The sequence below is a fragment of the Olsenella sp. SW781 genome (genome assembly GCF_012027725.1).
Classification (GTDB): domain Bacteria; phylum Actinomycetota; class Coriobacteriia; order Coriobacteriales; family Atopobiaceae; genus Thermophilibacter.
In genome coordinates this window covers 1-25,717 of sequence record NZ_SJOU01000019.1, presented here as the reverse complement: position 1 = coordinate 25,717, position 25,717 = coordinate 1, and the positions used below count along the sequence as shown (strand labels likewise).

At 67.7% G+C, this 25,717-nt stretch carries 22 protein-coding genes; 9 read left to right on the top strand and 13 right to left on the bottom strand.

All coding sequences use genetic code 11. The features are described from left to right. Positions 1-15: 15 nt before the first annotated feature. From E0L17_RS09930 to E0L17_RS09915, 4 genes are read right to left on the bottom strand one after another with little or no spacing between them, the layout of a single operon-like run. Entirely contained in the window at positions 16-570 is a 555-nt protein-coding gene (locus tag E0L17_RS09930) for a pyridoxamine 5'-phosphate oxidase family protein (RefSeq protein WP_286163438.1), read from the bottom strand. After that, the gene (locus E0L17_RS09925; protein WP_167931079.1) at positions 570-1,049 is read right to left on the bottom strand and encodes a GNAT family N-acetyltransferase; all 480 of its coding nucleotides are present in this window, start codon (positions 1,047-1,049) and stop codon (positions 570-572) included. Before E0L17_RS09925 ends, E0L17_RS09930 begins: the two co-directional genes overlap by 1 nt. Next, positions 1,024-2,250, bottom strand: a complete 1,227-nt coding sequence (locus E0L17_RS09920) for a carbamoylphosphate synthase large subunit (RefSeq protein ID WP_167931078.1) — start codon at positions 2,248-2,250, stop codon at positions 1,024-1,026. Before E0L17_RS09920 ends, E0L17_RS09925 begins: the two co-directional genes overlap by 26 nt. Next, the gene (locus E0L17_RS09915) at positions 2,251-3,624 is read right to left on the bottom strand and encodes an alpha/beta hydrolase-fold protein (protein ID WP_167931077.1); all 1,374 of its coding nucleotides are present in this window, start codon (positions 3,622-3,624) and stop codon (positions 2,251-2,253) included. Positions 3,625-3,828: 204 nt separating this feature from the next. Between E0L17_RS09915 and E0L17_RS09910 the strand changes: the two genes are divergently transcribed. Then, positions 3,829-4,206, top strand: coding sequence for a hypothetical protein (locus E0L17_RS09910; protein WP_167931076.1), 378 nt, complete (start codon positions 3,829-3,831; stop codon positions 4,204-4,206). Between the two features lie 82 nt (positions 4,207-4,288). Further along, positions 4,289-5,770 (top strand): DUF1846 domain-containing protein, encoded by a 1,482-nt coding sequence (locus tag E0L17_RS09905; protein ID WP_167931075.1) that lies wholly within the window; start codon positions 4,289-4,291, stop codon positions 5,768-5,770. Between the two features lie 81 nt (positions 5,771-5,851). On the opposite strand, the gene E0L17_RS09900 is transcribed toward E0L17_RS09905, so the two are convergent. Then, complete coding sequence (locus tag E0L17_RS09900; protein WP_167931074.1) at positions 5,852-6,778, bottom strand: putative endonuclease domain-containing protein; 927 nt, start codon at positions 6,776-6,778, stop codon at positions 5,852-5,854. A gap of 281 nt (positions 6,779-7,059) precedes the next feature. On the opposite strand from E0L17_RS09900, the gene E0L17_RS09895 reads away from it, so the two are divergent. Together E0L17_RS09895 and E0L17_RS09890 are read left to right on the top strand one after the other, a co-directional pair. Beyond that, positions 7,060-7,887 (top strand): Cof-type HAD-IIB family hydrolase, encoded by an 828-nt coding sequence (locus E0L17_RS09895; RefSeq protein WP_167931073.1) that lies wholly within the window; start codon positions 7,060-7,062, stop codon positions 7,885-7,887. Between the two features lie 3 nt (positions 7,888-7,890). Then, positions 7,891-8,895 carry an asparaginase gene (locus E0L17_RS09890; protein WP_167931072.1) on the top strand — a complete coding sequence of 335 codons (1,005 nt, stop codon included), beginning with the start codon at positions 7,891-7,893 and terminating at the stop codon, positions 8,893-8,895. Positions 8,896-8,898: 3 nt separating this feature from the next. Here the strand turns inward: E0L17_RS09890 and E0L17_RS09885 are convergent, their stop codons facing one another. The 7 genes from E0L17_RS09885 to ettA all read right to left on the bottom strand — a co-directional run bounded on the left by E0L17_RS09885 (position 8,899) and on the right by ettA (position 17,201). After that, the gene (locus E0L17_RS09885; RefSeq protein ID WP_167931071.1) at positions 8,899-9,771 is read right to left on the bottom strand and encodes a CPBP family intramembrane glutamic endopeptidase; all 873 of its coding nucleotides are present in this window, start codon (positions 9,769-9,771) and stop codon (positions 8,899-8,901) included. A gap of 50 nt (positions 9,772-9,821) precedes the next feature. Beyond that, on the bottom strand, positions 9,822-11,618 hold the full coding sequence (locus E0L17_RS09880) for a putative ABC transporter permease subunit (RefSeq protein ID WP_167931070.1): 1,797 nt from the start codon (positions 11,616-11,618) through the stop codon (positions 9,822-9,824). Further along, positions 11,618-12,370, bottom strand: a complete 753-nt coding sequence (locus tag E0L17_RS09875) for an ABC transporter ATP-binding protein (RefSeq protein WP_167931069.1) — start codon at positions 12,368-12,370, stop codon at positions 11,618-11,620. The genes E0L17_RS09880 and E0L17_RS09875 overlap by 1 nt, the downstream gene beginning before the upstream one ends. 191 nt (positions 12,371-12,561) lie before the next feature. After that, the gene (locus E0L17_RS09870; protein WP_167931068.1) at positions 12,562-13,530 is read right to left on the bottom strand and encodes an L-lactate dehydrogenase; all 969 of its coding nucleotides are present in this window, start codon (positions 13,528-13,530) and stop codon (positions 12,562-12,564) included. A gap of 171 nt (positions 13,531-13,701) precedes the next feature. Next, entirely contained in the window at positions 13,702-14,670 is a 969-nt protein-coding gene (locus E0L17_RS09865; RefSeq protein ID WP_167931067.1) for a hypothetical protein, read from the bottom strand. 50 nt (positions 14,671-14,720) lie between these two features. Then, positions 14,721-15,413, bottom strand: coding sequence for a hypothetical protein (locus E0L17_RS09860; RefSeq protein ID WP_167931066.1), 693 nt, complete (start codon positions 15,411-15,413; stop codon positions 14,721-14,723). Positions 15,414-15,521: 108 nt separating this feature from the next. After that, the gene (gene ettA, locus E0L17_RS09855; protein ID WP_167931065.1) at positions 15,522-17,201 is read right to left on the bottom strand and encodes an energy-dependent translational throttle protein EttA; all 1,680 of its coding nucleotides are present in this window, start codon (positions 17,199-17,201) and stop codon (positions 15,522-15,524) included. A gap of 567 nt (positions 17,202-17,768) precedes the next feature. Here ettA and E0L17_RS09850 point away from each other — a divergent pair. The 3 genes from E0L17_RS09850 to trmB all read left to right on the top strand — a co-directional run bounded on the left by E0L17_RS09850 (position 17,769) and on the right by trmB (position 21,217). Then, complete coding sequence (locus E0L17_RS09850; protein WP_167931064.1) at positions 17,769-19,436, top strand: putative manganese-dependent inorganic diphosphatase; 1,668 nt, start codon at positions 17,769-17,771, stop codon at positions 19,434-19,436. A gap of 202 nt (positions 19,437-19,638) precedes the next feature. Then, complete coding sequence (gene yfbR / locus E0L17_RS09845; RefSeq protein ID WP_167931063.1) at positions 19,639-20,241, top strand: 5'-deoxynucleotidase; 603 nt, start codon at positions 19,639-19,641, stop codon at positions 20,239-20,241. 124 nt (positions 20,242-20,365) lie between these two features. Further along, entirely contained in the window at positions 20,366-21,217 is an 852-nt protein-coding gene (trmB, locus tag E0L17_RS09840; protein ID WP_167931062.1) for a tRNA (guanine(46)-N(7))-methyltransferase TrmB, read from the top strand. Positions 21,218-21,224: 7 nt separating this feature from the next. Here trmB and E0L17_RS09835 read toward each other — a convergent pair whose 3' ends face one another. Beyond that, the gene (locus E0L17_RS09835; protein ID WP_167931061.1) at positions 21,225-22,115 is read right to left on the bottom strand and encodes a glycerophosphodiester phosphodiesterase family protein; all 891 of its coding nucleotides are present in this window, start codon (positions 22,113-22,115) and stop codon (positions 21,225-21,227) included. 188 nt (positions 22,116-22,303) lie between these two features. On the opposite strand from E0L17_RS09835, the gene E0L17_RS09830 reads away from it, so the two are divergent. Together E0L17_RS09830 and E0L17_RS09825 are read left to right on the top strand one after the other, a co-directional pair. Further along, a complete protein-coding gene (locus E0L17_RS09830) occupies positions 22,304-24,079 on the top strand; it encodes a DUF3825 domain-containing protein (RefSeq protein ID WP_167931060.1) in 1,776 nt (591 codons plus the stop codon). A 332-nt stretch (positions 24,080-24,411) separates the two neighbouring features. Continuing rightward, complete coding sequence (locus E0L17_RS09825) at positions 24,412-25,611, top strand: NADP-dependent isocitrate dehydrogenase (RefSeq protein ID WP_167931059.1); 1,200 nt, start codon at positions 24,412-24,414, stop codon at positions 25,609-25,611. The last annotated feature ends 106 nt before the right edge of the window (positions 25,612-25,717 follow it).

Here is a 25,717-nt window from a genome sequence, read left to right as displayed (position 1 = left end):
GCTTTGCCAGCGGCGTCAGGTTCGTTTGGCGCGCCCGTCCGGCGCGCCAAACGAACCTGACGCCGCTGGCGCGTCGCGACGCTTGCCCGTGAGGCGCGTGACGTCGACGCGCCACACGGCGGTGCGCTCGAGCGCCGCCTCGGAGAACGAGACGGGCGCCCCGGGCGCCATGTGCTCCATGATGCGCGTGAGCCCGCGGACCTTCTCCTCCGCCCCTGTCACGTGCGAGATGGCGCCGACCGCCATGACGCTCTCGTACGCATACGAATACGCACAGGCGAAATCGCCCTCGATCACGCCCGCGGGCACGTCGAACTCAAGCGCGACCGTCGGGTCGGCGTCCCACGCCTCGACCTTGCGCCCCTCTCCCGCGGAGTGCATCCAGAAGACCCAGCGCGGCTCGTCGTCCTTCTCGCCCAGCACCTCGTAGCCAAAGCTCATGGGCACGACGAAGGGCCCCTCGTCGTCCGAGGAGCCGACGTGCAGGACTCGGGCCCGGTCGACGATCGACCTCAGCTCGGCCAGCTCCGTCACCTCGCGGCGGGCGCGCCGCATCTCCCGCGGCGCCATCACAGCACCTGCTCCAGGCACGTCTTCTGCGGGACGAGCCCCATCGCGTCATAGAAGGCGCGCGCCCCGGGGTTGCACGACCACACGTTGAGCGTCAGGTTGTGGCACCCCAGCTCGCGCGCATGCTCGACAACGCGATGATAGAGCGCCGTCCCCACGTGCCTCCCGCGCGCCCGCTCGTCCACGCAGATGTCGTCCACGTAGAGCGAGAGGATCGGCTGCATGTTGTTGCTCAAGCGGAAGTCCTGGACCTCGCAGAACGCGTGCCCGAGCACCTCCCCCGGGGCCGCGCCCTCCTCCACCGCCACGAAGACCGGGCGCGCGTCGTCGGCGAAGATCGCCAGCAGCTCCTCGTCCGTGTACTTGCGGGTCCCCGCCCGAAAGAGGTCGGGCCGTCCCGCGGCATGGACCTCCAACACCTGTCGCAGCAGGCTCGTCACGCCGGGCAGGTCCTCATCTTTCGCCCTTCGGACCATCATGGCCAAAGCGCCTCCTCTCCTGGACGTACGCGACGAACTCGTCGGCCTCTTCCGGGGCTTCGAACCGCGCCGTATACTGCTGGTCACCCAGGTCATCCGAGAGCGCGACGGGCACGCGCCCGCACGAAACGATGACATCGCCCCACCGCTCCATGACCTCGTCGTGCGTCCGCAGGTAGCGATGGACGTCCCGCCGGCCCGCGTACACACAGACGGCAGGCTCCCCCCACGGCTCGCAGCGCACCTCATCATGGCACACCATGTCCGCCCACGCCTGGTAGACGTCGATGCCGTGCGCATGGCAGATCATCTCGGGGGTCGAGCCCCCGGGCGGCCGGGCGTTCACCTCGAGTCCCACGTAGTCACCGGCAACACCCAGGCCCGGACGGTCATGGGAGAGGCGGAAGAACTCCATGTGAACGAAGCGGCTCGCGAGGCCGAACGAGCGCGCGAGCGCGCGGCCCGCGCGGGCGAGCGCGGGGTCGACGCTCGGCAGGGAGCGATAGCTCAGGTCGAGCTGGCGCTGGGCGACGTCCGCCATCGAGGGCGGAAACTCCTCCTGGTTCTCAAGCAGGGGCTCCCCCCGACTGTCGAGAAGGGCGTCGTAGGAGCAGATGTCTCCCTCGACGTACTGCTCGACCACATACGGTACGTCCCCGTGCTCGGCGATGAGGTCGCGCAGGTCGTCGTCGCTCGCAAGCAGGCGCGCCCCCGCCGACCCCACGCCGACCTCCGGCTTGGCGAAGACGGGGAAGTGCCCCATCTCACCGATGAACCAGCGCGTCTCGTCGAAGGTGGTGAGGCACGTCTGGCGGGCCGTCGGGACCCCCGCCGCGGCGTAGAGCGGCTTCTGGGCGGCCTTGCTCTGCCACGTGGCGACCTGGGCGGGAAGCGGCCCCGTGCGAACGTTGAAGTCCTCGCGCAGGCACGCGTCCTGGGAGAGCCAGTGCTCGTTGTTGGACTCCACCCAGTCCACCTTGCCGTACTTGAACGAGAAGAACGCCACGGCGCGAAAGACCTGGTCGTAGTCACCGAGGTCCGACACCCAGTAGTACTCATCGAGCGACGCCCTGACCTCGGGGGCCAGGGCGTCGTAGGGCGTGTCCCCGATCCCGAGGGCGCGCGCCCCGTTGCGGCGGAGCGCGGCGCAGAACTTCCAGTAGACCTCGGGGAACTGCGGGGAGACAAAGACGAAGTTCATTTACTCGGCGCTCGTGTCCTGCTTCTTCGCGGTCGAGCGCGTCGTCCTCTTGGCGGCCGGCTTCTTGGCCGCGGGCTTCTCGGCGGAGGCGGCAGCCTTGGGGGCGGCCTTCTTCGCGGCGGCGGCCTTGGTCGTGGCGGCCTTCGCGGTCGTCGCCTTGGCGGTCGTCGTCTTGGTCGTGGCGGCCTTGGCGGTCGTTGCCTTGGCAGCGGTCTTGGTCGCCGCGGCCTTGGCCGCCGGCTTGGCGGCAGGCTTCTTGGCTGCCGTCTTGGTAGCCGGCTTCTCCTCGGCGGGCTCGGCGGCCTTGGTCGCCTTCGCGGCGGCCGGCTTCTTGGCGGGCTCGGCCTTCTCCGCGGCCGCAGCCTTCTTCACGACCGGCTTCTTGGCAGTGGCCGGCTTCTCCTCCGCGGCGGCCTTGGCCGTGGTCTTGGTAGCGGCGGCCTTCTTCGCGGCGGTGGCCTTCTTCGCGGCCGGCTTCTTGGCGGCCGTCTTCTCCTCCGTCACTGCGTCGTCCTTCTCGGCTGCCTTCTTGGCAGTCGTCTTCTTGGCAGCGGCCGGCTTCTTGGCGGCAGCGCGCTTGCGGGCAGGCGCCTTCTTCGTGGCAGCAGCCTTCTCGGCTGCCGTGGTCTTCTCCACGTCCTCGAGCACGATCGGCATGAAGTAGCGGATCTGCTTCTTCCACCAGAACCAGGTGTGCGAGACGTCGCCGCCCCAGTAGTCGCACCAGGCCTCGACGCCCAGGCGCTGGAGCTGGGCGTCAATCTCGCGCGTGGTGCGGAGGCTCTCGGCCTCGCTCCCCTCCTGGCCGCAGCAGAACAGCAGCTGGCGCTGGTTGTAGAGCGCGATGTAGGGGTGGTCGGTCGGCATGTTGGGAAGGAACGCGCACGGCGTGTTGTCGTAGAGCGTGGCGTCCATCCAGTCGCCGAAGTAGCGGCTGGCGTCGTAGGTGCCGGAGAGGCAGACGCAGCCCTGGAAGAGGTCCGGGCGGCGCAGCGCGAAGACCGCGGCGTGAGTGGCGCCCAGGTCAAAGCCAAGGGCCAGCGGACGAGCGTCGGAGCCGCTCACCTCGGCGACGAGCGGGACGATCTCCTCGCAGACCGCCTGGTAGTACGCCTCCTGGCGCGCGGCGCGCTCGACGGCGTAGCCGTCGGAGCCCCAGGACTCGCCGTCGACGTTGCTGACGCTGAAGAGCTGGATCACGCCGGCGTCGAGGTAGTCGGAGAGCTCGTCGACGAGCCCGACCTCCTCGAGGCTCTCCGGGCGCTGCCCGAGCGGGGCGAACGCCATGACGGGCTGACCGGCGGTACCATACACGATGACATCGAGGTCCTCCCCGAGGATCTCGCTGTGACGAACGACCATCTTCTTGTCCATAGTTACTCCCCCGTGAGTACGGACTATCAAAAGCAAAGCCGTATTCTAGCGCTTATGGGCAACGTCTGTGTATTTCGCGCGTAAGGCCTGAACGAAATGGAAACGATGGCCCGCGCGATTTGCGTCCCGCGCGCATCTGGAACACAATGCTCCATGCCCGCATACTCGCTGGCAGCGGCCCCAGAACGGCAGAGGGAGGACACCATGGGCAACGGAAAGAGGAAGGCGCTCTCGGGCGTGGTGAAGTCGCTTCGGCTCGGCGCCCTTGCCGCGCTGGGACTCGGGGTCGTCGCCTTCGTCTTCGCCTTCCTCGCCCACGGCCTCGACTGGCGCACGGGGCTCGACTGGGCCCGAAAGCTGCTCTTCGTGGTGGGGTCGCTCTGCCTCGTCACCGGGGGCTGCGGCCTGCTCGTCTCCGGGCGCGACCGACCGGACGGCATCATGACCCCGCACGAGGACGACACCTTCCGCTCGTTCTGGCACGAGGTCGGCCTGCCCTGGGGAGCTGCCGTGAGCGTGGCCGCCGTGAGCTTTCTCGCGGTGGGAACCGTGGTGGAGATGCTCGTTTTTCTCGCCGCGTAGGTTCTGAGGCGGTCGCGGGGGAAAGGCGTGCTACTCTTTCTTGTTGGCTCACCGCCCATAAGAGCAGAGAGGACCCCCGCAGATGCGCATCGGATTTGACAACGACAAGTACATCTCCCTCCAGGCGGAGAAGATCCGCAAGCGCATCGGGCAGTTCGGCGGCAAGCTCTACCTCGAGTTCGGCGGCAAGCTCTTTGACGACTATCACGCGAGCCGCGTGCTGCCGGGCTTTGAGCCCGACTCCAAGATCCGCATGCTCGAGAGTCTGCGCGACGAGGTCGAGGCGATCATCGTCATCAACGCGGACAACATCGAGAACGCCAAGCGCCGCTCCGACATCGGCATCACCTACGAGGAGGACGCGCTGCGCCTCATGGACTCGTTCCGCGCGCGCGGCCTCATGGTCGGCGGCATCTGCATCACGCACTTCACCGGGCAGCCGCACGCCGAGGCGTTCCAGAGCCGTCTCGAGGGGATGGGCGTGTCCGTGTGGCGCCACTACCTCATCGACGGCTACCCCTCCGACGTCAACCACATCGTCTCCGACGAGGGCTTCGGCAAGAACGACTACATCGAGACCACCCGCCCGCTCGTCGTGGTGACGGCCCCCGGCCCCGGCTCGGGCAAGCTCGCCACCTGCCTCTCCCAGCTCTATCACGAGAACAAGCGCGGCGTGCAGGCCGGCTACGCCAAGTACGAGACCTTCCCCGTGTGGAACCTCCCGCTCAAGCACCCCGTGAACGTGGCCTACGAGGCGGCGACGGCCGACCTCGACGACCGCAACATCATCGATCCCTGGCACCTCGAGGCCTACGGCGAGGTCACCGTCAACTACAACCGCGACGTCGAGACCTTCCCCGTGCTCAAGGCCATGATGGAGAAGATCGCCGGCGAGAGCCCCTACCAGTCCCCCACCGACATGGGCGTCAACATGGTGGGCCTGTGCATCTCCGACGACGAGGTCTGCCGCGAGGCCGCCAAGAACGAGATCGTGCGCCGCTACTTCGCCACTGCCGAGGAGATGCGCCGCACCGGCCGGGGGGCCGAGGCGCTGGAGAAGATCGAGCTGCTCATGCGCCAAGTCGACGTGACCTGCGACTACTCGCCCGCGCACCAGGCGGCGCTTGCTAAGGAGGAGGAGACGGGAGGCCCCGCCGCCGCGATGGTCCTTCCCGACGGCGAGCTCGTGACCGGCAAGACGTCTGAGCTGATGGGCGCGGCGGCGTCGCTGCTGCTCAACGCCGCCAAGCACATGGCGGGCATCCCCAAGAAGACCTACGTGGTGAGCGAGGAGGCTCTCGTGCCGATCTGCCACCTCAAGACCGAGCACCTGCGCAGCCACAACCCGCGTCTCCACTCCGACGAGATGCTCATCGCACTCTCCCTCTCCTCGGCCACCAACGACCAGGCGGAGGCCACCGTGGACGCGCTCGAGCAGCTTGCGGGCTGCGACGCCTACTTCTCGGTCATCCTCTCCGAGGCGGACATGCGCACCTACCGCAACCTCGGCATCAACGTCTGCTGCGAGCCCAAGTACGAGCGTCAGACGTACTACCACCGGTAACAGGGCGAACCCCGGGTCGCATACCCCGACAATTTCCGCGTTATTTCGCACGTTTTGTCGGGGTATGCGACCCGGGCCATTCTAGAAAAGCTCATCGAGCAGCCTGTCTCGCTCCTCCGCCTTGGGATGGGGCCGTTTTACCCCAAGCCCTCTCGCCACCTGATAGGCCAATACGGTCAGGGCGTCGCCCTCCAGCTGGGCACGCGTAACAACAAGGACCTTCCATCCCAGACTCCTCAGCGAGTTGCCCTTCATCGCGTCTCTGTCCAAGGACTCCCTGGACAGATGATCGGAATAGCTGTTGTATTCAAGCACGAGGCGCTGCCTCTCCCAGCAGGCATCGACCTCGTACTGGGAGCGCTGGCTCAGGGCAAACTCATCGGGGCGAGGCTTGATGGTCACGTTGAGCTCTGGCCGAGGAAGGCCAAACCCTCCCTCTCTGGCAGGAAGCGTCAGGGCAAGGACCATGACGGTCTCCATAGGAGATCGTGAGCGCTCCATCACGTAGGGCAGGAACCTGATCGCGTTCCGGCATCCATAGCATCCCTTTGCACCCTCGAGATACTCAGCGAGCTCTTCCTTGGTCATCAGCTGGTTGCGGTCGCTGAAGCCGCGGGCGTCGCGCCGTCTTCCATAGAGCCCCACGCACTCCATCCCGATCGAGATGGCCCTCGGCTTGCTCTGCGACCCCGACGCCATGAGATAGCAGAAGCCGGGAGAGGCGATGAGCACTCCCGGCGCCAGGTGATAGAGCGAGCCGGGAGGAATGGGCCCCGACCACACATGACTCACCACACGATCGGAATGGACACGGTCGACAGGCCTATCCACAAGCACGTGAATCGGATGCCTTTCGTCAAACGCGATGTATCTGCCAAGCTCCCGGATGTCCGACCATGAGAAGGTGGACCACTCGAGGTTCGAGGCCTGGCATGGATCCCCCAGCCTCGACAGCGCCGCATCGTCTGACAGTATTTCTAGGGCACTCTCACAAACAATGGTTATCATAACGTGATTTATCTTTCATATATCAGACTACTCCTATTAGATTAGCATAAACTATTACTGTATGTGACGCCAGATTGTCAAGTCGCCCTCTTCTCTAAAAGGGCGAACGTCGCACAACCCGACAAATTGGAAGAAAAAGTCGCTGATTTGTCGGGTTGTGCGACATTTGCCTAGACCCATTGCTTCAAAAGTGAGATTCCAGAAGCCCTAGGGTAATCTTCCCCGTGCTCCGCCGGCGCTCGCGGTATCCTAGTCCGGTCGGTCATAGGGAGAGGATGGATGTGAACTACCAGCTCATAGCCTTTGACATGGACGGGACGCTGCTCAGCAGCACGAAGGAGGTCCTCGCCTCCTCCCGCGCGGCCATCGCCGAGGCGCTCGGAGCCGGCAAGGTCGTCGCCATATGCACGGGCCGCTGCCCCAAGATGGTCGAGCTCGACCGCGAGAGCATCGGCGACGTCCGCTATGCCATCTGCTGCAACGGGACCATCCTCTACGACCTCGTGGAGCATAGGGTGCTCTCCGCCTCCCCGCTCGAGCACGACGTCATCGCCCGGGCGCTCGACGCGCTCGGCGACGGCGACGCGATGATCGACGCGTTCTCAGGGCGCGGGTTCTTCTGCCAGGACTCGCACCTCGACACGATGGACCGCTACCACATGGGCATCTATCAGGGACTCTACCGAGCCACCGCATCGCTGGTCCGGGACATTCGGGCGCAGCTCCTCGACCCGTCCGTCACGTATCAGAAGTTCATCTTCCACTGCGCGACGCCGGAGCTGCGCCAGCGCGTGCGCGAGCGCGTTGCCGGGCTCCCGGTGGAGCTCGCCAACTCCGAGGTCTCGAGCCTCGAGTTCTCCCCCGCCGGCGTGGACAAGGGCACCGGACTGCTCGCCCTCGCCGAGCTGCTGGGCGTCCCCCGCGACGCCACCATCGCCGTCGGCGACGCGGACAACGACCTCGGGATGCTCCGTGCCGCGGGCCTTGGCGTCGCAATGGGCAACGCCAACGAGGGCGCGCGGGCCGCAGCGGACGCCGTCGTCGCGGACAACGACCACGACGGCTGCGCGGAGGCCATCCACAGGTTCCTGCTCGAAAGCGAGAGATAGACCATGAAGCGCATCCTCATCATCGCCACCGGCGGCACGATCGCCTCGACCGAGGACGGGGCGGGCCTCGCCCCCACCCTCACCGGCAAGGAGCTCGCCGCTCGCGTGCCGCTCATCGACACCCTCTGCGACCTCGACTTCGTTCAGCCCATGAACATCGACAGCACCAACATGCGGCCACGCGACTGGCTGAGCATCGCCCAGGTCATCCGAGAGGGCTACGACCGCTATGACGGCTTCGTGATCCTCCACGGCACCGACACCATGGCCTACACCGCCGCCGCCCTCTCCTACCTCATCCAGGACAGCGAGAAGCCCATCGTCCTCACCGGCTCCCAGCAGCCGATGGCGAACCCCTTCACCGACGCCAAGCTCAACCTCTACCACAGCGTCCTCTACGCCTGCGACCCGGCGTCGCGCGACGTCTCCGTGGTCTTTGGCGGCAAGGTCATCTGCGGCACGCGCGCCCGCAAGCAGCGCACCATGAGCTTCAACGCGTTCTCGAGTATGAACTACCCGTCGCTCGCGTACGTCCGCGGCAGCAGCATCGTGCGCCCTGCGGGCATGGGGCCGGCGCGCGGCGACCACGACGGCCCGCGCTTCTATGACACCCTCAACGAGCGTGTCATCGTGCTCAAGCTCACGCCGGAGCTCAAGCCCACGATCTTCGGCCTCCTCAAGCCCGACTACGACGCCGTCATCCTCGAGACCTTCGGCATCGGCGGCATCCCCGCCTATGACGGGTCCTACCAGGAGGCGATCTTCGACTGGGTCGACTCCGGACGTGCCCTCGTGGTCACCACGCAGGTGCCGGAGGAGGGCCTCGACCTCGGCGTCTACGAGGTCGGCCACGCCTACGCCGAGAAGGAGGGCATCCTCAAGGGCGACGACATGACCACCGAGGCCCTCGTCGCCAAGACGATGTGGGCGCTCGGCCAGACCCGCGAGCCCGCCGAGCTGTCACGGCTCTTCTACCAGGAGATCAACCACGACCGCATGCCGCGGTAGCGCCTAGGCGGAGCCGTCGGTCAGCCGAGCGACCGCCCACACCAGCGCCGCGGTCACGAGCCCGCCGACCACGACCGCGGGAACGAGGAGCCCGTCCAGCAGCAGGCCAAGAGGGTCCATGAGCGCCGAGGAGGCGTTGACGGCCATGTGGAGCAGGACGGCGGCGCGCAGCCGTCCCGTGCGCCGGAAAACCCAGCCCAGCAGCAGCCCCAGCGCAAAGGCGTAGACGCCCTGCACGACGTTGAGGTGCATGACGCCAAAGACCAGTGCCTGAATGGCGTTGGCTGCCCAGAAGCGCGCGTCCGGAGCCTCAGGGCGGGACGAGGGGCGCTGCCCCGGGCAGAGCGCGCGCAGCGAGAACTCAAGGGCGACGCCGCGGCAGAGGGACTCCTCGGCGATGGGCGCGATTACGGCAACCTCGACAAGCGTCGCGAGGCTCATCTCGTCCGAGAGGCCGGCGAGCTCCATGAGCTCGAGATAGCCGTCCATCACCTCGGGGAAGAGCGGCAGCACCAGGGAGAGCGCGCACGAGATCGTCACCTGCAGGACCATGCCGAGCGCAAGCAGCGTACAGACGAGCAGCACGACCCGCGCAGGGCGAGAAGGACGCGCCTCCTCGCGGCGCAGGATCGAGCGCGGCCTCAGGTAGAGCCACCACAGCACGGCAAGGGCGAGACTCGCCAGCGTCGCGGCCAGCATCAGCACGTCAATGTCGGTCGTCAGCAGGGCGATGCCCGCCACCAGGGGGGCAAGCACCTGCACGAGAAGGTACGCCGGAGCCGTCGACACGGCGGCAAGCAGCCACTTTGCCACGTATCCCGCACCGTGACGCGGCGCCGGCGACTCCCCGTTCTCGCCAGGAATGCCGATCTCCATGCGCGCCCTCCTCCAGACGAGTGGAAAGCGAGACGAATCAGATGGTCACATTATCGCTCGCGGCGGGAAAGACTGCGCGCGCAGGGACCGAGCACCCACCACACGAGGACGCCGCACTCCGCAACGAAGATCGCCAGCGCCAGGCAGAGCGCCACGGGCACCGCCAGGACCTCCCATAGCGCCCCGCCGAGCAGCGCGAGCGCGGGCAGCGCCATGACGACCGCGCCCACGATGAGGCCCGCGAAGACCATCAGCGTGGCGCCGCCACCCTTGACGAGCTGTGCCTCGTTGTCCCAGGTGAGACGAGGAAAGAGCGCGCCCAGGCCAAGCGACAGCAGGCCGAGGGAGACCGTAGCGCCCAGGTAGATGCCAACGAGGTAGAGCCCAGCGGCCGCGGGCACGCCCAGCACCACCAGCGCCGCCACGATGAGCAGGAGCATCGGCACCGTGGAGAGTGCAAACGGCACCACAAACTTCGATGCCAGGTACGCGCTCCAGTCCATGGGCAGGCCGCGCATGAAGAAGAAGTCCTCTCCGTCGCGGCTCACGCCCATCGTGAACGAGTAGGACGAGAAGCCCAGGAAAAGGCCGAAGACCAGCACGCCCACGGCGCACCACGCGAGCGCGGGACTGTCAAAGGTGAGAAGCGCCGTGAGCTCGCGCGCCATCCCGAGCACGGCCATCGGCTCGATGCCCGCGTCCGACGCCTGGGAGACGCCCACCACGCCGCTCGCCACCATGATCACGACGAAGTAGAGCGGCATGAGCAGCGAGCTCAGGACAAACTGGTTGAAGAAGACCGGCACGCGCGCCATCGTCTTCCAGTCTCGGCTGAGGTTGGCGGCAAGCGCGCCACGCGTCCGCGTTGCCTGGGCGAGCTCGGCGCCCTCCACGCGGCGCCCGCGCTTCCCACCGGCGCCCTGGAGCGCCTGCACGCCCTCGAAGTACCAGCGGCGCGCAACCGCGGAGAGCACGAGCGCGTAGACGGCCACGCTCGCGAGCATGGCGAGAAGGGCGCCGGCCGCACCCAGCGCGTCCCCCTCGATGGCCGTGCGCGCGAACAGCGACGGCGGACACAGCACGCCCATCGCGACCGCAGGCACGCCTCCCGCAAGCAGCCGCTCGGAGCCGGACGCCAGCGATGCCAGCCCGTCGCCCTGGAAGGCAAACTGGCTGCCCACGCCGATCGCGAGCGCGAACACGATGACAAGCGCGCCGAAGACGCGCGAGAAGCGGTCCTTGTCGTGCGCCAGGCGCGAGAAGCGCATGATGGGCACGCAGATGATCACGAGCGCCAGGTTGACGGCCACGGCGCACAGCACAAACGCCAGCGTCATGACGACCCACGCCCCGGGCGCGGCCCCGACGGCAAGAAGGCACCCCAGCCCCACCGGCAGGATGATGAGGTCGCCGAGAAGCGACACCCCGAGGAAGTGGGCGAGCTTTGCCCACATGACCGTGGTGGCCGAGATGGGCAGCGTGAGGTAGTAGCCGAGGTCACGCACAAAGTAGAGGACGTTCACGGCCTGGTAGAGGCCCGTGAGGACCGTGAGGCCCACGAGGCACACCGCGCAGAGGCTGAACGCCACGTACGGCGTGGTGCCCGTCTCTCCCATCATGAAGCCCATCATGAAGAACATGGCGGCAAGCAGCAGGAAGAGAAAGCCCATCGCGACCTTGCGGACGCCCGAGCCGAGCCCGCCCCAGAAGCCCCTGCGCGTCGAGCCCTCGTCGCCGCCGATGCCCATGCCGGTGCTGTCCAGGTGCTGCTCCCCGCGCATGATCACGCGCAGCATCACGCGGAACTGCCGCCAGGAGAAGCCCTGGGCCGCCGTCGCGCGCGCCATCACTCGGCCTCCCCGACGAGCGGGGAGTTGTCGGACGTGAGCTCGAGGAACATCTCCTCGAGGGAGCCGCCCATGCGGAAGTGCTCGCGCATCTCGTCGACGGTGCCCACGAAGAGCAGCTCGCCGTGGGCGATCACGCCCACGCGGTCCACGACCTTCTCGGCCACGTCGAGCACGTGCGTGGAGAAGAGCACGGTCTTGCCCGCGTCGGCGTGGCGGCGCATGGACTGCTTGAGCAGCCACGACGCCTTGGGGTCCAGGCCCGTCATCGGCTCGTCGAGGATCCAGATGGCCGGGTCGGGCAGCAGAGCGCCCATGATCATCATCTTCTGGCGCATGCCGTGGGAGTAGGACTGGATCTGGTTGTCCAGCTCGCCCTCCATGCCGTACTCGCGCGCGAGCTCGGCGATGCGCGGGCCGCGCACGGCGTCCGGCACCTCGTAGACGTCCGCGATGAAGCGCAGGAACTCGTGGCCCTTGAGGCGCAGCAGGTGGTCGGGCGAGTCGCTCACGTAGCAGAGGTTGCGCTTGGCGGCGAGCGGGTCGGCGGCAACGTTGACGCCGTCGAGCTCGATTACGCCCGAGCTGGGCGCGAGCACGCCGGCGAGCATGTTGAGCAGCGTGGACTTGCCCGCGCCGTTGGGTCCGAGCAGGCCAAAGATCTCGCCGGACTGTATCTCGAGGGTGAGGTCGCGCACCGCGTTGGTGGCGCCGCCGTCGTAGGACTTGGACACGTGGTCGATCCTGATCATAGGTCTCCCGTCTCTGGGGGCCAAAACGGTCATGCGCGCAATTCTACGCTAGGAGAACCCCCCCCCCCCGGCAAGTTCTGGGTGACGTTTCGGTAATGGTTCCCGACAGAGGCCCCAGGGGGAGCCTGTCAGAAAAACCCGCCGCTCGCGGTGGGCGAACGGCGGGCAGAGACCAGCTCTCCCTGAGGTGGCTACTCCTGTGCGGGCATGACCTTCTCGCAGTAGTCGCGGATGATCGAGCAGGACTTGCGCATCGCGCGGCGCTCGTCGTAGGAGAGGTCGATCTCCAGCACGGAGTCGACGCCGGTGCTGCCGATGACGCACGGGACGCCGGCGGAGATGCCGGACTCGCCGTACTCGCCGTCGAGGTGGGCGGAGAGCGGCACCACGCGCTTCTCGTTGTGCAGGATCGAGGTCACGAGCGCAGCCACCACGGAGGCGATGCCAAACTCGGTGCAGCCCTTGCCGGAGATGATCGCGGCGCCGGACTCGCGCACGCGCCGCATGATGTCGTCGAAGTCGATGGAGTCAACCACGTCGTCGCGCAGGGACAGGTACTCGCGCAGGCCGATGCCCTCGACGGAGATGCGCGAGGTGGGGATGAACATCGAGTCGCCATGCTCGCCCATGCAGAAGGCCTGGATCTGGCGGCTGGAGACGTCGATGGTCTCGGAGAGGACGCGGCGCAGGCGCGCGGAGTCGAGCGCCGTGCCAGTGCCAAAGACCTGGTTGCGCGGCAGGCCGAGCTTGCGGTAGAGGTACTCGACGACGATGTCGGCCGGGTTGGAGACGCTGATGAGGATGCCGTGGAAGCCGGACTCCTTGAGCGGGCCCACGATGCCGTCGAGCACCTTGATGGTGCCGTCGAGCATCTGGAGGCGCGTCTCGCCCGGGCGGCGGCTGCGGCCGGCGGTGAGGATCACGAAGTGGGCGTCGGCGCAGTCGGCGTAGTCACCCACGCGGATGGTGAAGGAGTCGCCGAGGCCGGAGGCCAGGTCGTCGAGGTCGATGGCCTGGGCGCGCGCGGCGTCGGCGTTGACGTCCACGAAGACGATCTCGTTCACGAGGTGCTGGAACATGAGGCAGAGCGCCACGTGGCTGCCCACACGCCCCGCGCCGATGATGACGGCCTTACGTGTCCTGATGTCACCCGTGTGCATTGATGCTCCTATCGTCCTGGCGCAGCGCGCCGCTGCTCACAAAAAAGGGGCGCCCTGGGGCGCCCCTCCATTCTAACTGGTTGTGGACGTTCTGTGACGTTAGTGTTTCAGAAAAACGACGCCGTTCGCCGAGAAGTGCAGCAGGGCCGACAGCTCCGTCGTCTCCTGCCCTCACCGTGCTGGAAGACCCGGGTCCTCGCCAGTCGCCGCCGACTCCGGATAGGTGGGCACGCTCGAGAGCGCCTCGAAGAGGTCACCCGACTCGTAGAAGTCAAACGAGTAGAACCCGGACGCCTCGCGGTAGCGCCTGACGTCGGCAAGCCAGTTCTCGGGCATCCCGGGATGCCAGGCGTTGCAGTCCGAGAGAACGGCGCCGATCTCCGGGAGCAGCATCACGCGCCTGAAGCGGCAGGGCCCCACGGACTCGGCAACGTAGCGCCAGCCCATCGAGAGGTCGGGCTCGCACCCGGTGTAGTCCGCAACAAAGAGGCGCGTGCGATTCGAGCTCCGATAGATCGCGCCCCCCATGTCAGAGAGGGCGTCCGGGTCGAGGCCATGGCGCAGCGCGTAGGCGCGAACGTACGGCTCGTCTCCCTCGACGAACGCCTGAAAGACGTTCTCCTCCTCGGGCTCCGCGAACGCGGCGTGGTACTCGCGCGCCGCCGGGTCGAACGGAAACTTCTCGGGCGAGAAGATCTCGCGGAACCTCGCGCCCCACTCCGCTCGATCCTCGGGGAAGGGCCTCAGGTACCAGCCGCCGCCAAAGCCCGGGGCCTTGACGATGCCCGCGGCCCCACGCTCGCCGATCACGACGCCGAGCTTCCTGTTGGCATAGTCCTTGTCGTAGGAAATCGCCACGCCCATCTGGGCGAGTGCCCCGATGACGCGGGCGAGCTCGGGACAGGGGTTTCCCTCGTCATCGACCCACCCTGCCGGGGAGTAGCGGTTGACGAGGTTGCGCCTCCAGACGTCCTTGTCGGGACGGTCGCGCGTCACGTGGTCGAGCCTCAGCATGGCGGGACCGCACGCCACCATGCAGGTGTCGTTGCCCCCAAGAAGGCAGAAGAGGTCCTCACTCGAGAAGCGCACCTGCTCGAGCGGGAGCTCGGAGAGGCTTGCCCTTTTTCTAGAGAAAAACATGCCAACTCACTCCAAACCGATAAGCACGCGAGCGCGAGACGGGAGGCCTCCTACTTCGCCGCCAGCCATGCGGCAAGCCGCTCGTCCCCGATGGGCCTCTTTCCGTGACCGAGATAGCGCTGCCGGGCGCCCTTGATTGCAGAGGAAGCCTCATCGACGAGCCCGGGGTTCTTCTCGACTACCCCGTTAGGAAGAAACAGCACGCCCGAGGCGTCCTCGTCGCGGAAGGCCCAGTTGATTCCCATGAGGTTGTAGGCAAGGGAGGCCTCCTTGCCCTTTGCCAGCACGAAGTAGGTCCCGTTGTCGCCCGCAACCGGGCGAGCGTCGAGGGCAAACCAGGGTATGTTGAGCGTTGCGGTCCTCGAGGCCTCCGTGAAGCCAAACGCGGAGAGGGTCACCGTATAGTCGGCAACGAGCTGCCCGAGCTGATCGTCGCCCGCGCTGGCGGCGCCTCGCTGCGCAAACCACCTCCGCACCAGGCCCGCGCGCGTTGCGAGCAGAAGCGGCGGACGCACCGCCATCACGACGCCAAACACGAGAAGCGCCACGAAGAGCAGCGTGCCCCCGACCATCTCGACGGAGGGGGCAAAGAGACACGCAAAGACGGAAGCGATGGTCATGAACCCAAAAAGCACGGCACAGAGAATCCCGAGCTTTCGGGTGTAACGAATCTGCTGGGCGCGGAAGAGGTCACGGAACCCCTCGAGGTCCATGTGGACGGAGTAGGACACGCCTTCAAACATACAGCTCCCTTTCACGAGACGGTCGCCTGACATGGCACAACCGTAGTCGTGTCACGTCAGGCGACCGTAAGGGAGCCGTTCGAAAACTATGGGAGGGGGCACAAATCCCTAGTCGCGCGTGAGCTTGCGGTGCAGGCGGTGCGGCTTGGACGCCTCCGCGCCGAGGCGCTTCTCGCGGTCGGCCTGATAGGCCTCGAAGTTGCCCTCGAACCAGTGCCAGCGGCCGGGGTGCTCGTCGTCGCCCTCCCACGCCAGAATGTGCGTGGCCACGCGGTCAAGGAACCAGCGGTCGTGGGAGATCACCACGGAGCAGCCGGGAAACTCCTCGAGCGCCTCCTCCAGGGACTCCAGGGTCTCCACGTCGAGGTCGTTGGTGGGCTCGTCCAGGAGCAGCAGGTTGCCGCCCTGCTTGAGCGTCAGCGCGAGGTTCAGGCGGTTGCGCTCGCCGCCGGAGAGGACGCCCGCGCGCTTCTGCTGGTCGGACCCCTTGAAGCCGAAGGCCGCCACGTAGGCGCGGCTCGGGATCTCGGACTCGCCCACGCGGATGTAGTCGTTGCCGTCGGAGACGACCTCCCAGAGGGTCTTCTCCGCATCGATGCCCGAGCGCATCTGGTCCACGTAGGAGAGCTTGACGGTCTCCCCCACCGTGAGGGTGCCGGACGTGGGCTGCTCCTGCCCCACAATCATCTTGAACAGCGTGGACTTGCCCACGCCGTTGGGGCCGATCACGCCCACGATGCCGTTGCGCGGGAGGCTGAAGCTCAGGTCGTCGATAAGAACGCGGTCGCCAAAGCTCTTGCAGAGGTGCTCGGCCTCGAGCACCTTGGCGCCCAGGCGCGGGCCCACGGGGATGTGGATGTCGGTGAAGTCCACGCGCTTGGATGCGCGGGCCTCGGCCTCCATCTGCTCGTAGCGCTCCAGGCGCGCGCGGTTCTTGGCCTGGCGCGCCTTGGGGCTGGAGCGCACCCACTCGAGCTCGGCCTCCATCTTCTTGGCGCGGCGGGCGTCCTGCTGGCTCTGGGCCTCGAGGCGCGCGGCCTTCTTCTCCAGGTAGGTGGAGTAGTTGCCCTCGTAGGGGTAGAGCTGGCCGCGATCGACCTCGCAGATCCACTCGGCTACGTCGTCGAGGAAGTAGCGGTCGTGCGTGACGGCCATGACGGCGCCGGGGTAGCGGTGCAGGAACTGCTCGAGCCAGAGCACGGACTCGGCGTCCAGGTGGTTGGTGGGCTCGTCAAGGAGCAGCAGGTCAGGGGCCTCAAGCAAAAGCTTGCACAGCGCCACGCGACGGCGCTCGCCACCGGAGAGGAGGTTCACGGGCGCGTCCGGGTCCGGGCACTGCAGCGCGTCCATCGCCTGCGAGAGCTGGGAGTCCAGGTCCCAGCCGTTGGCGGCGTCGATCTCGTCCTGGAGCTGGCCCATCTCGGCCATGAGGGCGTCGAAGTCCGCGTCGGGGTCGGCCATCTCGGCGCTCACCTGGTTGAAGCGCTCGATCTTGGCCAGCAGGTCGCCGAAGGCCTGCTCGATGTTCTCGCGAACGGTCTTGTCCTCGTCGAGCGGGGGCTCCTGCTGGAGGATGCCCACGGTGTAGCCGGGGCTCAGCATGGCCTCGCCGTTGGAGACGTCCTCGAGGCCGGCCATGACCTTGAGGAGGGTCGACTTGCCCGCGCCGTTGGGGCCCACCACGCCGATCTTGGCGCCGGGGTAGACGCCCACCGTAACGTCGTCCAGGATGACCTTGTCATGGACGGCCTTGCGGGCGCGGATCAGCTGGTACACAAACTCTGCCATGGGGTTTCTCGCCTCTCTGTGCGGGGCCTGACGTCACACCGAGTCTATCCCAGCCCCTTCCCGCCGGGCGAGAAGAACGCGCGCCCTGCAGGAGAAATCCGTCACGTGGGCGTGGCCGGCCGCACGACGGTTGGCCCGCTTCGCGCCCGGGTCCGGGCCGCCCCGGCCGCGTGTCGACCCCCCCGCGCCCGTGCCCTCCCCGCGCTGCGGATTTGGAGGTCGTGGCAATTCCCGTCGCCGTGGCGTCGTCGAATGTGGGGTTGTGGCAATCGGCGCCGACTGCCAACTGGTCGTTCTTCTCGCCGTGCTGCGGGTTATGGGGTTATGGCAGCCCAGAATCTGCCATAACCCCAATCCGCGCAACGCCCTCGGACCGGAAATTGCCACGACCCCCAAATCCGCAGCGGACGGAGAGCGGTGACTCCCGCAGGGCCAAGAAGCAGCCTGCGACACGCCGAGAAGAACGTCCGGCCGCGCGGATTTTCTACCGTTCGCAAGCCGGGCGCCCATATACGACCTCGTACGTGGCACAATCAGACGAGGAAGCACCAGGGGGAAGGAAGGCACATGCCAGAAGGTATCCGCAAGGTCAACGTCATCGGCCACCTGCATCCGGACACGGACAGCATCTGCTCGGCCATCGCGTATGCGCACCTCAAGAATGCCGTCGAGCACACGGACATCTACCAGCCGCGCCGCGCGGGAGCCATCAACCGCGAGACGGCCTTCGTCCTCAACCACTTCGGCTTTGCCGAGCCGGAGCTCATCACCTCCGTCACCCCGCAGATCAAGGACACCGAGATCCAGCGCCAGGGCGGCATCGACGGCGAGATGAGCCTCTTCGCGGCATGGAACCTCATGCGCGAGGCAAAGACCGACACCCTCTGCGTCACCGACGACGAGAACAACCTCGAGGGCCTCATCGCCGTCAAGGACATCGCCAACGCCAACATGGACGTCTTCGACATGAGCGTGATCGGCGAGTCGCGCACCTGCTACGCCAACATCGTCGACACCCTCAAGGGCGAGATGATCCTCGGAGACCCCACGGGCCGCGTCACCAGCGGCTGCGTCCGCGTGGGCACCACGCCCGAGATGATGGAGGACACCGTCAAGCCCGGCGACATCGTCCTCGTGACCAACCGGTACGAGACCCAGCAGTTCGCCGTCGAGAGCGAGGCGAGCTGCCTTGTGGTCTGCTGCAGCGCGCACATCTCGAGCAAGGTCATCTCGTCCGCCGAGCGCCACGGCTGCGCCATCATCACCACCCCGTACGACACCTACGCGGCGGCGCGCATCATCTCCATGTCCATCCCCGTGCGTGCCAAGATGCTCTCCGAGGGCATCCTCAAGGTGAGCGTCAACACCTCCGTCGACGACGCGCGCAAGATGATGGCACACTCGCGCCACCGCTACTTCCCCGTCATCGACGAGAACAGCCACTACGTGGGCCTCGTGAGCTCGCCGAACCTCCTCGCCGCCAAGAAGAAGCACGTCATCCTGGTGGACCACAACGAGCGCTCCCAGTCCGTCGAGGGCCTCGAGCAGGCCGAGATCATGGAGATCATCGACCACCACCGCATCGGCTCCATCGAGACCGAGGGCCCGGCCTACTTCCGAAACATGCCCGTGGGCTGCACCTGCACCATCGTCTACATGATGTATCGCGAGAATGACGTGGAGATCCCCAGGGACGTCGCGGGGCTCATGCTCTCGGCCATCCTCTCCGACACGCTGGCCTTCCGCTCGCCCACCTGCACGCAGATCGACCGCGACACCGCCGCCGCGCTCGCCAAGATCGCCGACGTCGACATCAACGTCTACGCCGACGAGATGTTCGAGGCGGGCGCCGACCTCACCGGCCGCACGGCGGAGGAGGTCTTCGGGGCCGACTTCAAGATCTTCAGCCGCGGCAACGTCAAGTTTGGCGTCGGCCAGGGCAGCTACATGACCGAGAAGAGCCGCAAGGCGGCCGAGGCGCTCGTGGGCCCGTACCTGCGCGAGGCCGCCGCGCTCGAGGAGCTGCCGCTCGTCTTCTACCTCTTCACCGACGTCAAGAGCTCGTCGAGCGAGGTGCTGTGGTACGGCGAGGGCGCCGAGGACATCATCGCGCGCGCCTTCGACACCGACCCCGAGAACGGCATGGCGCGCCTGCCCGGCGTGGTCAGCCGCAAGAAGCAGGTCATCCCCGCGCTCATGGCCACGCTCCAGAGCATCCAGGAGGATGCCGACTAGCGCCGCGTCAGGCCTGCGCCGACGCGCCACTATGCCACTGGCGTCAGGTTTGTTTGGCACGCAAAGGACGCATGCCAAACAAACCTGACGCCAGTGGCACGTCGGATTTCCGTCCGACAGGCGATATATCATGTCTGCGTCACAGTGAATGTGCCAAATAAACCTGACGTAATTGGCACGTTAGACGAAGCAAGGAGCCGTCATGGCAGAGTCCCACTTCCTCGCGCTGCTCTCGCGCATGAAGTACATCGAGCGCTGGGCCCTCATGCGCAGCTCGCGCCCCGAGAACCTCTCCGAGCACACGCTCGAGGTGGCGCTCATCGCGCACATGCTCTGCGTGCTGGCCAACGTGCGCCACGGCCGCTCCCTCAACGCCGAGCGGGCCACCCTCGTGGCGCTCTACCATGACGCGTCCGAGATCATCACCGGCGACATGCCCACGCCCGTGAAGTACCACGACGGGACCATCAGGAGCGCGTACGGCGCCGTCGAGCGGGGGGCGGAGCGCCAGCTTCTGGAGACGCTTCCCGACGATCTGAGGCCGTGCTTCGAGGACATCCTCTGGATGCCGGGCACCGCCGGGGAGGACGAGACCTACCTCCGCCGGCTCGTGAAGGCAGCCGACAAGATCTCCGCGCTCATCAAGTGCATCGACGAGCGCCGCGCCGGCAACGCGGAGTTCGCAAGCGCGGAGCGCACCTGCCGCGCCGCCGTGGACGAGATGGCCGCGGAGCTCCCCGAGGTCGCCGACTTCGTGTCCGAGTTCCTTCCCTCCTACGGGGCCACCCTCGACGAGCTCCTCTGACCCCGCCGCCTAGTTGCCTATTTGCCTATTTGGGGACAGGCCCCTTTTAGGCATGTTTGCACGCAGGAAAACATGCCTAAAAGGGGCCTGTCCCCAAATAGGCAACTTCGGAAACGGAGAACCCATGCCCCACGCCCTTCACGCGAGGCTTCCCAAGAACTTCGTCCTCGAGGAGCGCCTCGAGCGCTATGCGGACGCCATCGAGCTCACGCCGGAGCGTTGGCGCGGCCGCTGGGCCGAGGCCTGCTGGCGCGGCATCGGCGCCGAGGCGGGGGCCGGGCGCTACCGCGAGGTCCGCCTCGACCTCGGCTGCGGGAAGGGTGCGTTCGCCGTCGAGGCGGCGCGGCGCGAGCCCGACGTGCTCTTCGTCGCCATGGACGCCGAGCCCATCTGCGTGGCCTACGCCGCCCAGCGCGTCTGCGAGAGCGGCCTTCACAACGTGGTCGTGGTCCCCGGCACCGGCATGCGCGTCCGCGAGTTCTTCTCGCCTGGCGAGCTCTCGCGCATCCACCTCAACTTCCCCACGCCGTTCCCCCGGAAGCGCGACGCGCACCTCCGCATGGCGAGCATGGAGCGCCTCATGGACTTCCGCGACGTGCTCGCCGCGGGCGGCGAGGTCTCCTTCAAGACCGACAGCCAGCCGCTCTTCGACTTCATGCTCACGCAGGTCCCGCTCGCCGGCTATCGCATCGTCAGGGAGTCGCGCGACACGCGGGCGGACTTCCCCGACGAGCCCACGAGCGAGTACGAGGAGCGCCTGAGCGCGCAGGGTGCCAAGGTCCTCTCGCTCATCGTCGTGCCCGGCCCCGCGCCGGAGCATGCCGAGCAGACGGCGGAGCTCTCGCTCGCCGCCTACCTCCCCCAGGACCTCGCCTCGCTCGAGGAGATCTCCTACGCGCCGCACGGCATGCAGGCGACGGTCGCCAACCTCAGGAACCGCGCCGAGCGGCTCTCCTCGCGCGCCGCGGGCCGCTAGTCGGGACTCACCTCCCCACGATCGTGGAGCGCGGGTCGGGGATGAACCCCTCGAAGATCACCGGCGCGCCCTCGGCCTCGCTCTCCAGCATCTCACGCTCGGAGTGAATCGTCCAGGTGACGAGATGCGCGCCGAGCCGGCCGCAGGCAAGGCGGACCGCCGGGAGGCCTCGGTCGCGGAACCGGCACGCGATGAAGTCGGGCCGCGCCGCCACGTTGCCGAGAAGCGCCGTCGCCCCGAGGCGGCGCGCCAGGCCGAGGTCCTTGTCGCCCAGGAAGCTCCGCACGAGCTGGCCGCGCAGGACGTCCGGACGGTGGGCCCGCAGCCACCCGAGCGCGCGAGGGTCGAAGCTCTCCACGCAAAAGCTGAGGTCATAGCGGTCGATACAGGCCATCGTGCGCTCGGCGAGAAGGGCCGCATTACCGTCCGCGGTCTTGAGCTCGACGATCACCGGCGGCGCGGGGGAGGTAGTGTCGCCCGAGGCATCAAAGAGCCGCAGCACCTCGTCAAGGGTCGGGATGCCCTCGTCAGTCCCCATGAGCCGGCACTCGCCGAGCTCGGCGAGCGTCAGCTGCTCGACCACGCCCGAGCGCCCGCAGACGCGCCCGAGGCTCGAGTCGTGAATCACGACGAGCTCCCCGTCGAGCGTGAGGTGGACGTCGAGCTCGATGCCAAATCCCAGCTCGCGCGCCCTGGCGAAGGCGGTGAGCGAGTTCTCGGGGATGCCCTCCGCATGCAGGCCGCGGTGGGCGTAGCGATGGCGGCAGAGCTCCGCCCATCGCCCCTCGATCTCCTCGCCGCCACGGCGCGGCGCCACCAGCGCGCACGCGCCCGCCACGACGCCGGCGGCTGCCCCGGCCGCGATCCCCGCGGCCCCCAGAACGTCTCGAGCCCTCATGGGCGCCCCCCCTTCGGTCGCTCCCCTGATGCTAGCAGCTCGCCCATCGGGGACGGGCGCCCTCTCGGTTGACGGCGGGCGACGTTGCGGGACCGCTCGCAAGACGCGCCGGGCACGGGAGCGGAATGGGTAGTAACGTAGTGTGCTCGCAACTTCACGCCACCCGGCGAGCAACTCGAGGAGGCACCATGGCAAAGATAACCCCCGGCAACCGCGTGTACCTATATCAGCTGCTCTCGCGCGAGCTCGGCGTGAACCGCCAGACGCTCCTGCCGCGCGCCGAGGAGGCGCTCGTCGCAGACGGGCTCGCGCCCGCGGACCTCGGCTGCGCCGACATGCGCGAGCTCTGCGAGCAGCTCCCCGAGTTCATCAAGCTCACGGTGTTCAAGAAGGGCTACGTGTACGCCACGGTCCTCGCGTGCGAGGAGTACGACCGCGCGCTCGAGCGCGCCCAGGACGCCGGGGACAAGGCCGCCGCAAGCGGAAAGCCCTGGAAGCGCAAGCGCGGGGCAAAGGCGCTCAAGCCCGTGAAGCCGCGGCACGTCGAGCCGCCAGCCGAGAAGAACGAGAAGGACGAGAAGGACGACGCCGCCGGGGCCGGGGCGCCCGCCGAGCCGGAGGCCCCGGGCGAGGCCGCGCCCGCGGAGGCGGCGCCGAGCGCCGGGGAGACGCCGGACGCCGGCGAGGAGGTCTCGGTGGCCGCCGCGCAGCCTGAGGCGGAGACCGCAGCAGGGCCGGAGGCGGACCGGGCGGAGACCGCTCCGGAGCCGGAGGCGGCCCACGCGGAGTCGGAGGCGGCCCAAACGGAGGCCGCGCACCCTGAGGGAGAGACGCCCGACGCGGGCGACGCCGAGCCGGAGGCTCCCGTCGAGCCCGAGCACGAGCCTCCCATCTCGTTCACCATCACCTACGTGCCCGACGCCCCCGCCGAGAGCGACACCCCCGCCCCCGACGCCATCTCCCTGCCCGACGTCGCCCCGCGCGTCCGGTCCGACCTCCCGCAGGACTTCCACGCGGACATTCGCTGCTCGGACGAGCAGCTCAGCCTCCTCTACCAGGTGCTCCCCCCCAACGTGGACCCGCTCGCCGTGCTCGAGGAGGACTTCCGCGCCGCCCGCTCCACGGGCGCGCTCGAGGGCACGCGGAGCAACGTCTCGTTTGCCCTTCGCTACCTGCAGGCCGACGGCGTGACGCCCGTGCGCGTCACGCTGCGCCGCTCCGCCCGCCCGGTCGCCGGGAAGCGCTGGGCGCTCACCGAGGTCGAGGCCGGGGCGGCGGAGGAGGTGGGCCTCGAGGGACTCAGCGCCGCGGCCGGCGGGCCGTGGGGCGCCTTCGCCGAGGCCGCGCCCGACGGCGCAGACCCGCTGCAGGTCCTCGCCTCGACCATCGCCCTCGGGCCTTGGGACGACGCGCTTTCCGCCCTGGCCGCGCTCGCCGCGCCGGAGCCCTGGGGCGAGGGGCTCGCCGTCCTCAGGGACTACCTCACGATGACGGTCGCGCGCATCGTCTCCGAGGGGAAGGTCGCCGTCTCCCCCGGCGGAGCGGCAGCCTCCTTTGACACGGGCCTGCTCACGGGCGACGGGGCGCCCATCTACGCCCTCCTCTCCCCGCTCGAGGGCGACATCCCCTGGCAGCTGGCCGAGTTTTCCACCGCGGGCGCGGGCGACCCCGCGCTCTACCTCGCCACCCTCGCGGAGGCCACCTTCGACCGGAGCATCCCGGCGCCCGACTTCTCCGGCACCGCGCTCGTCACGCGCTGCCCGCGCGCGGCGACAGCCGCCTATGACCCCGTCTCCGACAGGACCGTCCTTCTCGTCCCCGACGGGGGCTCCGCGCTCGCCCTGCTCCCGACGGAGTCCGGCTACGAGCGGGTCGCCACGCTCCCGCTTTCCGACGGCTACGCCTGCGCCCGCGTGGTCAGCGCGGAGCTGCCGGCATGGCTGAGCGCCTGCCTCAGCGTCTGATGCGTGCGCAATCAGGCGGATAGTGCGAAAAAACATCACGTTGCCGTGCAATCGGGCGGATAGTGGGAAGCGATTTTGCGCGATGGACCCCTTATCCAAGGGTTCGGATGGGACAAATCCTGCGAAAAAATCGGGCACCTACTGGGGGCGCCGCGAAAAACGCTTCCCACTATCCGCCCGATTGCACATCGCCGGCGCATTTTTTCACACTATCCGCCTGACTGCACAGCCCCCGTGTGTCCAACGCGTCTCAAACTGACGGCGCCTGGCCGACCGCCCCGGGCGCCGTGATACATTCTTCCCCGTGAGCACCCACGACCCCGGAGGCACGCATGGCCAAGATCGAGATGAAGACCCCGCTCGTCGAGATGGACGGCGACGAGATGACCCGCATCATCTGGCAGATCATCAAGGACGAGCTCATCTGCCCGTACGTCGACCTCAAGACCGAGTACTACGACCTCGGCCTGGAGAATCGCGACAGGACCGACGACCAGGTCACCGCCCAGTCCGCCGAGGCCACCAAGCGCCTGGGCGTCGCTGTCAAGTGCGCCACCATCACCCCCAACGCCGCGCGCGTGGAGGAGTACGGCCTGAAGCAGATGTGGAAGAGCCCCAACGGCACGATCCGCGCAATCCTGGACGGCACGGTCTTCCGCGCGCCCATCGTGGTCAAGGGCATCGACCCCGTGGTGAGCTGCTGGAAGAAGCCCATCACCATCGCGCGTCATGCTTACGGCGACGTCTACAAGAACTCCGAGATGCGCATCGACGGCCCCGGCAAGGTGGAGCTCGTCTACACCGCCGAGGACGGCACCGAACGCCGCGAGCTCGTCCACGTCTTCGACGGGCCGGGCGTGGTCCAGGGCCAGCACAACCTCGACGCCTCCATCGAGAGCTTCGCGCGCAGCTGCTTCGAGTACGCGCTCTCCACGGGCCAGGACCTCTGGTTTGCCACCAAGGACACGATCTCCAAGACCTACGACCACCGCTTCAAGGACGTCTTCGCGGACATCTACGAAGCCGAGTACCGCGCCCAGTTCGAGGCGGCGGGCATCGAGTACTTCTACACGCTGATCGACGACGCCGTGGCGCGCGTGGTCAAGTCCGAGGGCGGCTTCATCTGGGCGTGCAAGAACTACGACGGCGACGTCATGAGCGACATGCTCTCCTCGGCATTCGGCAGCCTCGCGATGATGACCTCCGTGCTCGTCTCGCCGCACGGCTACTTCGAGTACGAGGCCGCGCACGGCACCGTCCAGCGCCACTACTACAAGCACCTCAAGGGCGAGCCCACGTCCACCAACTCCGTTGCCACGATCTTCGCCTGGACGGGCGCCCTGCGCAAGCGCGGCGAGCTCGACGAGCTGCCCGAGCTCGTGGACTTTGCCGACCGCCTAGAGGCCGCCACGATCAAGACGATCGAGTCCGGCCGCATGACCGGCGACCTCGCCCGCATCACCTCGCTCGAGAACCCCGAGACGCTCGGCACCCGCGAGTTCATCCTCGCCATCCGCGAGACCCTCGATTAAAAGGGGACGGGCTTCTCCCTCGGGGGGTCCGGGGCGGGCGTGCCACCGGCGTCTGCTAAAAGGGGACGGGTTATTTCTCTCAGGGAGCTTGGGACGGGCGTGCCAC

Bases quoted from the DNA above. Each gene is read 5' to 3' on its own strand.
- E0L17_RS09930 (WP_286163438.1), bottom strand. From the start codon at position 570: ATGGCGCCGCGGGAGATGCGGCGCGCCCGCCGCGAGGTGACGGAGCTG.
- E0L17_RS09925 (WP_167931079.1), bottom strand. From the start codon at position 1,049: ATGATGGTCCGAAGGGCGAAAGATGAGGACCTGCCCGGCGTGACGAGC.
- E0L17_RS09920 (WP_167931078.1), bottom strand. From the start codon at position 2,250: ATGAACTTCGTCTTTGTCTCCCCGCAGTTCCCCGAGGTCTACTGGAAG.
- E0L17_RS09915 (WP_167931077.1), bottom strand. From the start codon at position 3,624: ATGGACAAGAAGATGGTCGTTCGTCACAGCGAGATCCTCGGGGAGGAC.
- E0L17_RS09910 (WP_167931076.1), top strand. From the start codon at position 3,829: ATGGGCAACGGAAAGAGGAAGGCGCTCTCGGGCGTGGTGAAGTCGCTT.
- E0L17_RS09905 (WP_167931075.1), top strand. From the start codon at position 4,289: ATGCGCATCGGATTTGACAACGACAAGTACATCTCCCTCCAGGCGGAG.
- E0L17_RS09900 (WP_167931074.1), bottom strand. From the start codon at position 6,778: ATGATAACCATTGTTTGTGAGAGTGCCCTAGAAATACTGTCAGACGAT.
- E0L17_RS09890 (WP_167931072.1), top strand. From the start codon at position 7,891: ATGAAGCGCATCCTCATCATCGCCACCGGCGGCACGATCGCCTCGACC.
- E0L17_RS09885 (WP_167931071.1), bottom strand. From the start codon at position 9,771: ATGGAGATCGGCATTCCTGGCGAGAACGGGGAGTCGCCGGCGCCGCGT.
- E0L17_RS09880 (WP_167931070.1), bottom strand. From the start codon at position 11,618: ATGGCGCGCGCGACGGCGGCCCAGGGCTTCTCCTGGCGGCAGTTCCGC.
- E0L17_RS09875 (WP_167931069.1), bottom strand. From the start codon at position 12,370: ATGATCAGGATCGACCACGTGTCCAAGTCCTACGACGGCGGCGCCACC.
- E0L17_RS09870 (WP_167931068.1), bottom strand. From the start codon at position 13,530: ATGCACACGGGTGACATCAGGACACGTAAGGCCGTCATCATCGGCGCG.
- E0L17_RS09865 (WP_167931067.1), bottom strand. From the start codon at position 14,670: ATGTTTTTCTCTAGAAAAAGGGCAAGCCTCTCCGAGCTCCCGCTCGAG.
- E0L17_RS09860 (WP_167931066.1), bottom strand. From the start codon at position 15,413: ATGTTTGAAGGCGTGTCCTACTCCGTCCACATGGACCTCGAGGGGTTC.
- ettA (WP_167931065.1), bottom strand. From the start codon at position 17,201: ATGGCAGAGTTTGTGTACCAGCTGATCCGCGCCCGCAAGGCCGTCCAT.
- E0L17_RS09850 (WP_167931064.1), top strand. From the start codon at position 17,769: ATGCCAGAAGGTATCCGCAAGGTCAACGTCATCGGCCACCTGCATCCG.
- yfbR (WP_167931063.1), top strand. From the start codon at position 19,639: ATGGCAGAGTCCCACTTCCTCGCGCTGCTCTCGCGCATGAAGTACATC.
- trmB (WP_167931062.1), top strand. From the start codon at position 20,366: ATGCCCCACGCCCTTCACGCGAGGCTTCCCAAGAACTTCGTCCTCGAG.
- E0L17_RS09835 (WP_167931061.1), bottom strand. From the start codon at position 22,115: ATGAGGGCTCGAGACGTTCTGGGGGCCGCGGGGATCGCGGCCGGGGCA.
- E0L17_RS09830 (WP_167931060.1), top strand. From the start codon at position 22,304: ATGGCAAAGATAACCCCCGGCAACCGCGTGTACCTATATCAGCTGCTC.
- E0L17_RS09825 (WP_167931059.1), top strand. From the start codon at position 24,412: ATGGCCAAGATCGAGATGAAGACCCCGCTCGTCGAGATGGACGGCGAC.